The sequence below is a fragment of the Bradyrhizobium sp. B025 genome (assembly GCF_042257955.1).
Lineage (GTDB): Bacteria > Pseudomonadota > Alphaproteobacteria > Rhizobiales > Xanthobacteraceae > Bradyrhizobium > Bradyrhizobium diazoefficiens.
The window spans coordinates 2,617,055-2,629,758 of sequence record NZ_CP170150.1 but is presented as its reverse complement, the minus strand read 5'-3'; the positions used below and the strand labels follow the sequence as shown (position 1 = coordinate 2,629,758).

12 protein-coding genes are annotated in these 12,704 nt (G+C 66.6%); 6 read left to right on the top strand and 6 right to left on the bottom strand.

Features of this window, described 5'->3' with window-relative positions:
• The first annotated feature begins 21 nt into the window (after positions 1–21).
• The 3 genes from meaB to ACE10W_RS12045 all read left to right on the top strand — a co-directional run bounded on the left by meaB (position 22) and on the right by ACE10W_RS12045 (position 3,239).
• Positions 22–1,011 (top strand): methylmalonyl Co-A mutase-associated GTPase MeaB, encoded by a 990-nt coding sequence (meaB, locus tag ACE10W_RS12055; protein WP_011085832.1) that lies wholly within the window; start codon positions 22–24, stop codon positions 1,009–1,011.
• Positions 1,008–1,655, top strand: a complete 648-nt coding sequence (locus ACE10W_RS12050) for a pyroglutamyl-peptidase I (protein ID WP_011085831.1) — start codon at positions 1,008–1,010, stop codon at positions 1,653–1,655. The genes meaB and ACE10W_RS12050 overlap by 4 nt, the downstream gene beginning before the upstream one ends.
• A 213-nt stretch (positions 1,656–1,868) precedes the next feature.
• On the top strand, positions 1,869–3,239 hold the full coding sequence (locus ACE10W_RS12045) for a TIGR03808 family TAT-translocated repetitive protein (RefSeq protein ID WP_060911162.1): 1,371 nt from the start codon (positions 1,869–1,871) through the stop codon (positions 3,237–3,239).
• A gap of 118 nt (positions 3,240–3,357) precedes the next feature.
• On the opposite strand, the gene ACE10W_RS12040 is transcribed toward ACE10W_RS12045, so the two are convergent.
• From ACE10W_RS12040 to ACE10W_RS12025, 4 genes are all read right to left on the bottom strand, one after another.
• A complete protein-coding gene (locus ACE10W_RS12040) occupies positions 3,358–4,155 on the bottom strand; it encodes a TIGR03809 family protein (protein WP_304551749.1) in 798 nt (265 codons plus the stop codon).
• Positions 4,156–4,641: 486 nt separating this feature from the next.
• Positions 4,642–6,327 (bottom strand): S8 family serine peptidase, encoded by a 1,686-nt coding sequence (locus ACE10W_RS12035; RefSeq protein ID WP_304551747.1) that lies wholly within the window; start codon positions 6,325–6,327, stop codon positions 4,642–4,644.
• A 15-nt stretch (positions 6,328–6,342) separates the two neighbouring features.
• Positions 6,343–7,038, bottom strand: a complete 696-nt coding sequence (locus ACE10W_RS12030; RefSeq protein WP_304551746.1) for a hypothetical protein — start codon at positions 7,036–7,038, stop codon at positions 6,343–6,345.
• Entirely contained in the window at positions 7,035–7,604 is a 570-nt protein-coding gene (locus ACE10W_RS12025) for a sigma-70 family RNA polymerase sigma factor (RefSeq protein WP_038965738.1), read from the bottom strand. The genes ACE10W_RS12030 and ACE10W_RS12025 overlap by 4 nt, the downstream gene beginning before the upstream one ends.
• A gap of 439 nt (positions 7,605–8,043) precedes the next feature.
• Here ACE10W_RS12025 and ACE10W_RS12020 point away from each other — a divergent pair, with 439 nt between their 5' ends.
• Positions 8,044–9,201: a GGDEF domain-containing protein gene (locus ACE10W_RS12020; RefSeq protein ID WP_304551744.1), complete on the top strand. Its 1,158-nt coding sequence runs from the start codon at positions 8,044–8,046 to the stop codon at positions 9,199–9,201.
• A 62-nt stretch (positions 9,202–9,263) separates the two neighbouring features.
• Positions 9,264–10,367 carry a DUF2336 domain-containing protein gene (locus tag ACE10W_RS12015; protein WP_060911157.1) on the top strand — a complete coding sequence of 368 codons (1,104 nt, stop codon included), beginning with the start codon at positions 9,264–9,266 and terminating at the stop codon, positions 10,365–10,367.
• Here the strand turns inward: ACE10W_RS12015 and ACE10W_RS12010 are convergent.
• Positions 10,364–11,002 carry a DUF1109 domain-containing protein gene (locus ACE10W_RS12010; protein WP_304551741.1) on the bottom strand — a complete coding sequence of 213 codons (639 nt, stop codon included), beginning with the start codon at positions 11,000–11,002 and terminating at the stop codon, positions 10,364–10,366. The two genes, ACE10W_RS12015 and ACE10W_RS12010, sit on opposite strands and share 4 nt — an antisense overlap.
• 2 nt (positions 11,003–11,004) lie before the next feature.
• Positions 11,005–11,550, bottom strand: coding sequence for a sigma-70 family RNA polymerase sigma factor (locus ACE10W_RS12005; protein WP_028172304.1), 546 nt, complete (start codon positions 11,548–11,550; stop codon positions 11,005–11,007).
• A 288-nt stretch (positions 11,551–11,838) separates the two neighbouring features.
• Here ACE10W_RS12005 and ACE10W_RS12000 point away from each other — a divergent pair, with 288 nt between their 5' ends.
• Complete coding sequence (locus tag ACE10W_RS12000) at positions 11,839–12,531, top strand: hypothetical protein (RefSeq protein ID WP_060911156.1); 693 nt, start codon at positions 11,839–11,841, stop codon at positions 12,529–12,531.
• The last annotated feature ends 173 nt before the right edge of the window (positions 12,532–12,704 follow it).

Here is a 12,704-nt window from a genome sequence, read left to right as displayed (position 1 = left end):
CGGGGCGTTGTAAAGCAAGGCATGGTTGAGAAGAAGGTTTCACTGGACATCAAATCCCTCGCGCGCGACCTCCGCTCCGGCAGTCGCGCGGCCCTCGCCCGGGCCATCACGCTGGTGGAGAGCCGGCGCGGCGACCACCAGGCGCTGGCGCGGGAGCTCGTGCAAATGCTGCTGCCCGACACCGGCAAGGCGTTTCGCGTCGGCATCACCGGCTCGCCCGGGGTCGGCAAGTCCACCACCATCGACGCGCTCGGCACCTATCTGATCGAGCAGGGCCACAAGGTCGCAGTGCTCGCGGTCGATCCGTCCTCGGCGCGCAGCGGCGGATCGATCCTGGGCGACAAGACGCGGATGGCGCGGCTGTCGGCGTCGGATGACGCCTTCATCCGCCCCTCGCCATCCTCGGGCACGCTCGGGGGCGTCGCCGCGAAAACGCGCGAGGCGATGCTGCTATGCGAGGCGGCCGGCTTCGGCGTCGTGCTGGTCGAGACCGTCGGCATCGGCCAGTCCGAGACGGCGGTCTGCGACATGACCGACTTCTTCCTCGCATTGATGCTGCCCGGCGGCGGGGACGAGCTCCAGGGCATCAAGAAGGGCCTGGTCGAGCTCGCCGACATGATCGCGATCAACAAGGCCGACGGCGACAATCTCAAGCGCGCCAACATCACCGCCGCCGACTATCGCAGCGCGCTGCATATTTTGGCGCCGCGGTCCGAGCATTGGCACCCGCCGGTCGAGACCTATTCGGCGCTGACCGGCGACGGCATCGCAAAGATCTGGCAAAAGGTCCTCGATCACCACAAGGCGATGAACGCGTCCGGCGATTTCGCCGCGCGCCGGCGCGAGCAGCAGGTGAAATGGATGTGGTCGATGTTGGAGCAGCGCATGCTGGCGCGGCTGCGCAGCGAGGCATCGGTGCGGACCAGGGTCCGGAAGATCGAGGCCGAAGTCGCCGATGGTCATCTCACGCCGGCGCTCGCCGCCGAGCAAATTCTGGGGCTGCTGCAATGAGCCAAAAGCTCCGGGTTCTCCTGACCGGCTTCGGTCCCTTCCCCGGCGCGCCCTATAACCCGACACAGCCGCTGGTGGCACGGCTGGCGCGGCTGCGCCGCCCGGCACTCGACGACGTCGAGCTTGCGACCCACATTTTCCCTGTGACCTATGCCGCCGTTGACCGGCAATTGCCGGAGGTGCTCGCGGCGCAAAAACCGGACGCGCTGCTGATGTTCGGCCTCGCGGCGCGGACCTCGTACCTGCGCATCGAGACCCGCGCGCGCAACGCGGTCACCCTGCTCTGGCCCGATGCCGCCAACACCCGCTCGAGCAAGCGCGGCATCGCCGGCCATGCGGATGCGATGCTGTTCGGCCCGCACACCGCAAGGCTGCTGCGCGCGGCACGCCTCACCGGCATCGATGCACGCGCCTCGCGCGATGCCGGCGCCTATCTCTGCAACTACTTAAGCTGGCGCGCGATCGAGAACGCGAGGGACGGCGGGCCACGGCTGGCGGCGTTCATCCATATTCCGCTGCTTGCGCGCAGCGGTGCAGTGCGGCTCAAGGGTGCGCCACGGATCACGCTGGAGGAACTGGTGGATGCCGGGGAAGCCATGCTGATGGAAATGGTGCGATTGGCCCGGAAGGCCCGCACTTCATAGGGTGGGCAAAGGCGCACTTGCGCCGTGCCCACCATCTCTTTCGATCCGGGTGACAATGGTGGGCACGCTGCGCTTTGCCCACCCTACGGCATCTCGCTTTGCGTAAACATTTAACCCTACCGCGAACAATCCTCATCGCCCCGGCCGCCGTGCGCCATTTCTGCGCTACCTAACCGCTGCGGACACTTCCCGCGTCCGCCGGAGGACGCATCCATGGACCTCAACCGGCGTCATCTCATCGGAGCCTCGACCGCCGGCATCGCCGGCGCGCTGGCCATGCCGGCCGACGCTGCGCGCGCGGCGCCGCTGACGTCGCTGCTCGGCCGCGATGCCACGCAATATGGCGTGCGGCCCGGCAGCAGCGAGGACCAGACCCGCGGACTCCAGCGCGCCATCGACGAGGCCGCGCGAGCGCAGATGCCGCTGGCGCTGCCGCCAGGCGTCTACCGCAGCGGATTGCTACGGCTGCCGAACGGCACACAACTGATCGGCGTGCGCGGCGCGACGAAATTCGTCTTCACCGGCGGGCCGTCGGCGATCCAGAGCGACGGCGCCGATGCAATCGGCCTTTCCGGCATCACCTTCGACGGTGGCGGCATCCCGCTGCCGACACGGCGCGGACTGATCCACGTTCTCGGCGGCCGCGACGTCCGCATCACCGATTGCGAGATCACAGGCTCCGGCGGCAGCGGCATCTGGCTCGAGCAGATCTCAGGCGATATCTCCGGCAACATCTTCACCAGCATCGCGGTGACGGCCGTGGTCTCGTTCGACGCCAAGGGCCTCAGCGTCGCCCGCAACACCATCATCGGCACCAACGACAACGGCATCGAGATCCTGCGCAGCGCGATCGGCGATGACGGCACGCTGGTCGCAGACAACCGCATCGAGGACATCAAGGCCGGCCCCGGCGGCTCCGGCCAGTACGGCAACGCCATCAACGCCTTCCGCGCCGGCAATGTGATCGTGCGCGGCAACCGCATCAAAAATTGCGACTATTCCGCGGTGCGCGGCAATTCCGCCTCCAACATCCACATCACAGGCAACAGCGTCAGCGATGTGCGCGAGGTCGCGCTCTATTCCGAGTTCGCGTTCGAGGCGGCGGTGATCGCCAACAACATTGTGGACGGCGCCGCCGTCGGTGTCTCCGTCTGCAATTTCAACGAGGGCGGCCGCATCGCGGTGGTCCAGGGCAACATCATCCGCAATCTGATCCCGAAGCGGCCGATCGGCACCGCGCCTGACGACGATGCCGGCGTCGGCATCTACATCGAGGCGGATACCTCGGTGACCGGCAACGTGATCGAGAACGTGCCGTCCTACGGCATCGTCGCCGGCTGGGGCAAATATCTGCGCGACGTCGCGATCACGGGCAACGTGATCCGCAAGGCGCTGGCCGGAATCGGCGTCTCCGTGGTGCCGGGCGCCGGCACCGCGCTCGTCAACAACAACATGATCTCCGAGACCCCGCGCGGCGCTGTGGTCGGCCTCGATCACGCGCGCGCGGTGACGGCGGATCTGGCGGCGGACGGCGCGCAGCGCTTTGCGCAGGTGATGGTCGGCGGGAACGCGGTGCGGCGGTAGATGCGCGGCAGCGGACGGGCCGCTCATCCTTCGAGGCTCCCCATGGGACGCGTTGCGTCCCATGCCTCACACCTCAGGATGACGGGTTTGAAAAGGCGCGGCCGCCTCACCTTTCCTCTTAGAACGTATTCCGCAGCAGCGGGTATTTCGCTTCGATGCCGTCGAGGCTGAGGGTGAATTCGACGACGCGCTCGGGGGCGGCGACGATTTCGTCCGCCGGGGGCGAGAATTGCTGCAGCAGCGTTGCCACCGCGGCAGGCGCCTTCACTGCAGGTGCGGCAACCGATGCTATTGCAGCGGGTTCGGCGAACGGCGACCTCACGGGAGGCGCGGTGCGCGGCGCCAACGCAGCAGGCGCTGCGGACGGCGTCCTCACGACAGGTACCGTCGGCAGCGCCCTCGCCGCGGGAGCCTTGAGCGGGGGGACGGCGGCGGGTGCAGTGAACGATGCCACCGCAGCGGGCGCCGCGAGCGGTGCGCTGGGAGCGAGCGGCACGAGCGGGGCTTCGGTCACCTCGGCGAGCACATTCGGCGTGGGGGCGAGCCTGACCGGCACGGCGGTCTCGGGGGCGATGTGGACGGCCTTCGGCTGCATGGTCTGGGCCTGCTGCTCGCGCGGCGCCATGCGGGGCATCGTCGCCGGCGACCAGCCGAATGCGGGGGTGACGCTCGCGGCCGCCGCGGCAACGTCCCCGCCGGTGGCGATGGCGCGCCAGGTCTGGACGGCGCGCTTGGCTTCCTGGATGTTTTCGAGGAATGCGATCTCGGAGTGATAGCGGCGCCAGCGTCCGGTCTCGAACATTTCGGAGAGATGTTGCAGCCGCTGTTCGGCGAGAACGCACCAGCGTGCCGCGATCTCACGGCTACCAGCCGCGCCGCGAACAAGATCGCGAACAGACTCTTGGCGATGTGTCATGGACCAGCCCGTCAGGAGAAAAATACGGACGCGGGGGACGCAACGCACACGAATCAATTTAGACGCGACATGAATATTTTGTGGAAAAGTTTTGACTTGTCCAGCAACGACACCTCGTTCGTCGTCAAAGACCGTAGTCGTGCGGAGATTTGCTGTGTTTTCGAGTCAAGCTTCGCACAAGCATAGCGGGCGTGCGGGATGCCGGCCGACCGATGACGACGAACGCAAGCGCGATCGCTCTACCGGAAGCTGATCTCAAACACGGCTTCAAGGAATCGGATGCCCCGAAAAGAAAAGACCCGTCCGGGGGGACAACCGGACGGGTCGAGCCATATGGGCGCTTGGGGTGGATGGGCGCTCGCGCCTGATATGACTGATGGGGAGGGATGACCGCTCCCACATAATTTGGTCGTGGCAGCCGGCTGAACGTTCAATGCGGCGTTCGATTATTTAACCTTCGGCCCGCGCGCAAAGTTGTCGCAGCGCCTATCGCGTCGCCGGCCTATCCACCTGAGAAATCGTGGATTTATCATCCGAGCTCGACAGCGAGGGCTGCTCGATCGCGCGGATGCCGGGCTCGTCGCGACGTGGCTGCCCATCTTCACGTTTTGTTGTACCGGACGCGGCCGCAACCGGCGTCGCGCTGTCGGCGGGGACAGCCATGACCGCGGCAAACGCATCGGCCTCGCCGTCGCCGAACAGATCATCACGCCCGGGTGAGCCGAGATCGCGCGCGGTCTTCGCAAGCGTCATGCGCAGCGCCTCCGGCTTGAGCGCGTAGTTGCGCTCGAGCAGCAGCGCCGCGACGCCGGAGACATAGGCCGCCGAGAACGAGGTTCCCGACGTCATCTGGTATTTGCCTTCCGGCGCCGGCAGGAAGATGTCGACGCCCGGCGCCGCCAGCGCGATGTAGTTGCCGCGGTTCGAGGCGGTGAACAGCTTGTCCTGCTGGTCGGTCGCGCTGACCGCGATCACGTTGGGATTGGCGGCGGGATAGAGCGGCGGCGATTTCGCACCCGCATTGCCGGCGGCCGCGATCAGCACGAGGCCGCGCGCCGCGGTCGCCGCGATGGCCCGCTCGATCACGGCATCCTTCGGACCAGCAAAGCTCATATTGACGATCTGCGCGCCATGCTCGGCGGCGTAGTTCAACGAGCGCAGGATGATATAGGACGAGCTCTCGGCGCCACCCGTGGTGCCGCCGAAGGCGCGGATCGCGATGATGCGCGCCTCGGGCGCGCTGCCCATCAGCCGGGCATGCGCCACGATCGCCCCGGCGATGCCGGTGCCGTGAATATGCGGGCCCTCGGCGCTGCCGAGCGCGTCGAAATTGTCGGCGATGGAATTGGCGAGCTCGGGATGTTTGGCGTCGATGCCGGAGTCGATCACGGCAACCGTCACGTTGGCGCCGTGCGCCAGCGTGTGCGCCTGCGGGAGGCGGAGCTTTGTCAGCACATATTGCGCCGGATCGCCCTCGGTCGGCACGGAGGATTTCTGGTCCTGGAGCACGTAGCGGAAGTTGGGCTGGACCGAGCGCACGCTGCCGTCGGCGGCGAATTCGCGCCGCACCGTCTCGGCGGGCCGGCCGTCGGTGATGCGGAACAGGCCGAAGGTCGCCCCGATCAGCGGGAAATTCTCGGACGCGACGCGCGCGAGGCCGTGGCGACGCGCGAGCTCATCGGCTTCGGTCACCGATAGCGCGCCGTCGATCTCGGCGACGAATTCGCCTGCGAAGATGCGCTGGTTCAGGGCGACGGGCGTGTTGTTGCCGCGCCCCTTGCCCGCGCTCTTCTTGCCGGGCTTGCCGGCGCCGTCACCGCCTGTATTTGGCTGCGCCAGGCATTCGCCGTCGGCGTCGCGGTACGGTGCCGTGCAGGACGGATACAGGTTCGGCGAGTAGCGCGCATAAGGCAGCACCGGCGCCGGCCCTATTCGGGGCGTAGAGATACGTGCGGTCGTCATCGTGCGCGGGCCGCGATCAATGCTCACCGCCCGCGCAGCGACGTTGGGAGAGATGGTCGGCGTGCGCGAGGGAACGCTGATCGTGGGCGTGCGCATGATCGCCTGCGCCTGCGCAACCTCGACGCCGAGACTGGCGGCGAGCAGGAGCGCGGCTCCGACCGACGAAGCGTAGGCCCCGGCTCGCGACTTACTCTCGGACTTGCGCGTCATCGGTTCAGCGGCGCCTTACGGCGCCGCGACGGCGAGGTTGACGAACTTCTCGCGCTGCATCCTGCCGAGCAGCGAGGCGAGTTCCTCCTGGCTCATCGCCTTGTCGAACTGGAGGCGGAACATGCCGCCCTTGGCATCCCCGATGATCGAGGCCTGGTAGCTGTCGAGCAGCGCCGTGATGTCGGCGACCCGCGCCTCGGGCGTGAAGCGCACCAGCGCGCGCGCCGGCGCAACGGCAGCGCCAAGCTCGCGCGTGATCGGCGCGCTGGTCGAAAGCGAGGCGGTCTGGAAGGTCGTGGGCTGGGTCTTCATCAGCACCGCGCCGATGATGCCGGCCTGGAGCACGAGCGCGACTGCACCGAGGCTCGCCGACCAGGCCAGGGTCCGCGGCGACAGGCTCGCGAAGAAGGTCGCGATGCGCGCCGACAGCGGCAGCGATCCGGTCTCACGCGCCGGCTCGGCGTCGATCGCGCCGAACAGCTTCTGCATCGCGCGTGCCGACGGAGCCCCCAGGCTCTCGTTCAGATGGATGGTCTCTTCGTACTCGCCGCGGATCGCGGCATATTGTTTCGCGAGCTCGGGATCACGCGCCAGCGCGTCCTCGACGCGGCGGGCGTCGCGCGCGTTCAGCGTGCCGGCCGCGTGCCACGGCAGCAGCAGTTCAATCTCACTGGGCTCTTGCTCCAGCATCTTTTTGCTCAAAGCCATCATGGCCAGCCTCGCTCAACGCCGGCTGCCTTCAGCAGTTCGGCCAGTTTCTTGCGCGCATAGAACAAGCGCGTCTTTACAGTGTTCTCCGGTATCCCGACGATTTCGGCCACTTCTTCCACGGACTTCTCGTGGTAGTAGACGAGATCGACGATTTCCCGGTGTTCCGGCGAGAGGCCCGTCAGACACTCCCGCAACGCTTCACTGGTATCCTTCTTCTGCACCACCGTTTCCGGATTGTCGGACGTATCCTCAATCGCGTTCGCGGCGTCTTCGTCCAACTCAAAGTCCTTCCTGCGCCGGAGCGCCGAGAGGGCCTTGAATCGGGTAATGGCCAGCAGCCAAGTGGAAACTGCGGATCGACCCTCGAACTTGCCGGCTTGACGCCAGACGTCGAGAAACACCTCGCTGATGAGGTCTTCCGCCGCCTGCTCGTCCCGTACGAGCCTGAGGCCGAACCTGTAGACCCTGACATGGTGCCGCCCGTACAGCACCTGCATGGCAAGCCGGTCACCCTGAGCGATCCTGGCGATGAGGATCTCGTCCGAAGCCGCCTGTGTCACGCTCAAAGGCCGTCTCGCAAGGTTGGTCGGGTCGATGCAGCGGACGGTTCGACGGAAGGTGCAAAATTGTTCAACCTACCGCAGTCATACGGGAGCTTGTGTGATCTACCCCACATACGCGGATTTTTCCTGTCCCGCCCGTGCGGGTCGGCCGTTTGGATCCAGATCGGTAACATAATACTGCAACATTTCCCTGCGGAACGCCTGCCCGGTCACGGGCGGGCCGACCAAGTTCGGTTCCATAGCAGTCCTGCACGACGTATGTCTCACGAAGGCCTGCTTTGGCTCGACCGCATCGCAAACGATGCCTAATCGCCGGCAAATTCCCCCAGCGACCGACATCACCCTGTTCTGCGCTGCACGGTTCGGATTCGCTTTCAAAGGATACCAAACCTAAAGGCTTGCCACGTAGATTTTTGGGCTGACATCCACCATTGGCGGGACCATGAACACGGCCGCGACGTCCTTTCCGGAGAGGAATGCCGCTGAGGTCGCGGAACTCGTTCTCGCGCCCGAGGCGGCGGCCCCCGAAGTCCGGGAGCGCCGGGCCCGGCAGCGCCGCCAGATGTATGTCGGCCAGGTGGCGAGCTACTCGCTCGGCGCCTCGGTCCTGCTGATCTACGCCTATGACGGCACGATCTCGGTCGACATTGCCTCGCTGTTCTGGTTCGGCGGCCTCCTGATCATCGGCACGTTCACCGTGCTGTCGGAAGCCGGCATCGGCGACAGATTCACCGACCACTACCTCACCGTCTTCCAGATCTCGGCGCATATGGCGCTGCAATTCGTGTTCCTGCTGTCGGTCCCGACCATCGGCATCGCCTTCATCTGCGTGCTGTTCCTGATCTTCGCCTTCGGCACGCTGCGCATGACCTCGGCCCAGGCGATGATCACCTGGACGCTCGCGGCCATCGGCCTTGCCGCCGTCTTCCTCGCCTCCGACCTGCCGATCGGCATGCCCGTTGCTACCCGGCTGCAGCGGACCGCCTCGATGCTGTGCTTCGTGCTGGTGATCGGCCAGTGCGCCTTCCTCGGCCTGTTCGGCGCCACGCTACGCAAGATCCTGTACCAGCGCAGCATCGAGCTGAAGGCTGCCTATCAGCGCATCGAGGAACTGGCCGAGCTCGACGAGCTGACCGGCTCCTACAACCGCCGCTGCATCATGCGACTGCTCGACGCCGAGATGGACAAGTCGCGGCGGGCATCGACATCTTGCACGATCGCGCTGATTGATCTCGACTGGTTCAAGCGCATCAACGATGCCCACGGCCATCCCATCGGCGACGAGGTGCTGCGCACCTTCGCGATCACCATATTCGCCAACATCCGCCCGACCGACTGCTTCGGCCGCTACGGCGGCGAGGAATTCCTGCTGTTGCTGCCGGACACCGACGGCGAGGCGGCCTCGCGCATGCTCGAGCGCTTGCGCAGCATCGTCGCCGATCTCGACTGGAGCGCATTCTCCCCCGGCATGCGCGTGACGATTTCCGCGGGCGTCGTGACGCTGCGCGACGTTGATACTGCCGACACGTTTCTCGCGCGCGCCGACAGCGCGCTCTATTCAGCCAAGGCGCAAGGCCGCAACCGTATTGCAACGAACTGACCAACCCATTTTCTCCGGCACGTGAGAAGCCGCCGCCGGACCAAACGCTCCAGGACAGGGCAATGATATCCAGATCCGCCAGACCATCCGAGAACCTGCTCGAGGAATTGCAGGCTGCGCTCTCGCACGGCACCGTTGTGCGCCGGGTCGAGGCGCTGCGCCGCGTCACCGATCTGTTCGTGGGCAATGCAGTGGATTACTCCGACGAGCACATCCGCGTGTTCGACGACGTATTCCAGTGCCTGATCGAACAGATCGAGACCTCGGCGAGGACGCTGCTCGCCGACCGCCTCGCACCGATCGCGGCGGCACCGCCGAAGATCATCCGCACGCTCGCGCTCGACGAGGTGATCGAGGTCGCAGGACCGGTGCTGTCGAAATCGGAACGGCTGGACGAGGCGACCCTGATCGAGATCGCGCGCACGCGGGGTCAGGCGCATCTGAAGGCGATCTCGCTGCGGCGGGTGCTGTCGGCAGCACTCACCGACGTGCTGGTGACGCGCGGCAACGAGGACGTCGTGCAATCGACCGTCGGCAATCCCGGCGCACAGCTCTCCGAGGACAGCCTCTCCGACCTCGTCACGCGGGCCGAGCGCGATGACGACCTCGCCACATGCATCGGCCTGCGGCCCGACCTGCCGCGCCATCACTACCTGAAGCTGGTCGCGAAGGCGTCCCTGAGCGTGCGCAGGAAGCTCGAGGCCGCGCATCCGGAGCTCGCGGACGAGGTGTCGAGCGTGGTCCAGGAAGCGGCCCAGCGGGTCCGCGCCGCGGCCATGACCCGGCAAACCGAGATAGCGCGCGCGCTGGTGAAGTCGCTCCACGAGGACGGCCGCCTCAACGAATTCCAGGTCACCGCGTTCGCCGAGCAAGGCAAGTTCGACGAGACCAATGCGGGCCTCGCGGCGCTCGCCGGCGTTGCGGTCGAGACCGCCGAGAACATGATGATCGAGAGCCGCACCGAGGGCGTGATGATCCTCGCCAAGGTCGCGGGCATGTCGTGGGCGAGCGTGCGCGCAATCATCGCCCTGCGCGAAAAGCTCTCGGGCGGCTCGCAGACCGACATGCTGACGCTGCGCGATACCTACGAGGCCCTGCGCTCATCGACCGCGCAGCAGGTGCTGCGTTTCCACCGCATGCAGCACGGCACGACGCCCGCGGCCTAATACCGCAACACCCTCGCCCCAACCGCCGCTCCGATCGCGGCTACCAGGGCGGTCGCGATCGTGTACCAGGTCGCGACGAACAGCGGCGAGTCGTCGGTGCAGTGCGAGGCGTAGAGAGTCGCGGCGAGCCCGGCCGACACCAGGCCGGCGAGCGCACCGGCGAGCGCGGGGTGCGATGGCGCGCCGTGGCGCAGGCCGAACAGCGCTCCCGCCAGCAGCGGCAGCGACATCGCCGGGATCGCCAGCAGGCAAACCCTGGAGTTCTTGCCCATCAAGCGCATCGACATCGGCATGGCCGGCGCCATCATCGTCTCGCCGCCGATCGCGACCGCAAGAAGGCCGACGGGAAGCAGCAACAACCAGCCCCAGCCGCGCAGCAAGGCCTCGGGCCGCGACAGATGCAGGCTGACGATGATCGCGGGGATCGCGAGCGACAGCGTCACCGCGAACTTCATGTCGAAGAACGGGTTATGCATGGCGCTCATCACGTCGGGCCGCACGCCGAGGAACGTCGCGAAGATCAGGATCGACAGCGGCGCGGCGACCAGGAGCGCCATGGTCAGCACGGCGCCGACGCGCGGGGTGCGATGGGCGTTGTCGGCCGCAAGCGAGCGAATGAGTTGATCGGTATCCATGACTAGTGGTCCCGCAGTTTGGCCGTGAGCGCCGCAAGTCCGCGATGCAGCGCGACCCGTACTGCGCCCTCGCTCATCGAAAACTTTGCCGCCGTGTCCTTGATCGACGCGCTGTCGACCGCGATCGACTGCAACACGTCGCGCTGGCGCTGCGGCAGCGTGTTGAGCTGCGCCGTGACCTCGCCCGCCGAAGCAGTCTCCTGCGGCGTCTCGCCCGGCAGGGTCTCGGCGAAATCATCGATGTTGACGAAGACCCGCCGGCCACGTCGTCTTAGCGCATCGATCAGCTTGTTGCGGGCGATCGCGAACAGCCAGGGTGCGAAGGGGGCTTCGCTGTCCCAGGTGTGCCGCTTCAGATGCACCGCCAACAGAATCTCCTGCACGATATCCTCGGCCTGGTCGGGAGGCTGGCCGGCCCGCGCCAGCCCGCGCCTCGCGGCAGCGCGCAGCACCGGCGTGACCGCCTTCAACAGGCGATGATACGCCGCATCATCGCCCGCCATGGCCGACCGCATCAGGCCGGTCCATTCGTCCTCACGTCCGCGCACCCGCGCCCTCATCATGCAATTCGGCCGCTCTTTCAATTTGTTACGCCGGCACCGGTACGATCACGGTTTCGTGATAGATGCTGTGCCACCGTCCAATGCGGCCGTGGAAATCCGCGACGGCTCATAACACCGATCGGTCCCGTCCGCATCCGGCGGCCGGCCGCGAAGGGGCGGCTTGCCCCGTTTTTGCCCGGTCTAGCCCGAAGATTCCCATTTTTTGCCCCGCTATCGTCACGCCACGGCGTCTCTGTTCGGTCCGGGCATGGGTGGATTGGGGAGATCGTCAACATGATCAAAGCCAGCGGGCGCGCTGCCCTGATTCTTTTGGCCGGGCTTTTCCTGCTGTTCGGAGGCGCTGCACAGGCGGCGCCGAGTTCGGCTGCGAGCAGCCCATCGGACAGCGCAGGCAAACAGGCTGATGCAGTCCAGCCGAGCAAGCACCGGCGTCACTCTGCGCGCCGCACCAGCAGCAAGACGGCGCAGAAGTCCTCCGACGACAAGGCCGGCAAGACGGACGCTGCGGCAAAGTCCGACGCGGCCAGGGCTGACAGCAAGGCCGACAACAAGGCTGGTGGCGATGTGCCGGCCTCGAGCCAGATGCCGCCGGAGGTCGCCAACGCTAAGGCTCAGCTCGCCGCCGCCGATACGCCGCCCGCGGCTGCGGCCTCCGCGATGACGGACCGCGCCAACGACAACGTCCAGGCAGCGGCCGATAATACCGCCGCCCCGAATGCCGAGAGCCAGGTGGTGGCGCCCGACCAGCTCAACGATCTCGACCGCGCCCTGCAACAGGACAGCCCGCCGGCGCAGAAGCAGAACGCGGTGATCGCCGCAACCGACGCGCAGCCGCGACCCGCGCCGGTGATGGCGAGCAGCCACCAGAGCTCGGCCTGGGACCAGAGCTCCCTGATCGGCAAGATCTTCATCGGCGTCGGCACGTTGCTGACGCTGGCCTCCGCCGCGCGGATGTTCATGGCCTGATCTCTTGGCCTGAGTTCTTGGCCTGATCTTTTGGCCTGATCTTTTGGCCCGACGAACCTCGCCCGGGACGCGCAGTTGGCTGCGCGTCCCGGGCGGCCTTGTTCCGGCAGCTTTTCGGGGCCCCTTGAAGCCCACTGCGGCAGCAGGCACATTGCCCGCCCAATCAAAAGCGT

Excerpts from the sequence above, each read along its gene's own strand:
- ACE10W_RS12045 (WP_060911162.1), top strand. The coding sequence starts at position 1,869 with ATGGACCTCAACCGGCGTCATCTCATCGGAGCCTCGACCGCCGGCATC.
- meaB (WP_011085832.1), top strand. The coding sequence starts at position 22 with ATGGTTGAGAAGAAGGTTTCACTGGACATCAAATCCCTCGCGCGCGAC.
- ACE10W_RS12035 (WP_304551747.1), bottom strand. The coding sequence starts at position 6,327 with ATGACGCGCAAGTCCGAGAGTAAGTCGCGAGCCGGGGCCTACGCTTCG.
- ACE10W_RS12010 (WP_304551741.1), bottom strand. The coding sequence starts at position 11,002 with ATGGATACCGATCAACTCATTCGCTCGCTTGCGGCCGACAACGCCCAT.
- ACE10W_RS12020 (WP_304551744.1), top strand. The coding sequence starts at position 8,044 with ATGAACACGGCCGCGACGTCCTTTCCGGAGAGGAATGCCGCTGAGGTC.
- ACE10W_RS12015 (WP_060911157.1), top strand. The coding sequence starts at position 9,264 with ATGATATCCAGATCCGCCAGACCATCCGAGAACCTGCTCGAGGAATTG.
- ACE10W_RS12030 (WP_304551746.1), bottom strand. The coding sequence starts at position 7,038 with ATGATGGCTTTGAGCAAAAAGATGCTGGAGCAAGAGCCCAGTGAGATT.
- ACE10W_RS12040 (WP_304551749.1), bottom strand. The coding sequence starts at position 4,155 with ATGACACATCGCCAAGAGTCTGTTCGCGATCTTGTTCGCGGCGCGGCT.
- ACE10W_RS12000 (WP_060911156.1), top strand. The coding sequence starts at position 11,839 with ATGATCAAAGCCAGCGGGCGCGCTGCCCTGATTCTTTTGGCCGGGCTT.
- ACE10W_RS12050 (WP_011085831.1), top strand. The coding sequence starts at position 1,008 with ATGAGCCAAAAGCTCCGGGTTCTCCTGACCGGCTTCGGTCCCTTCCCC.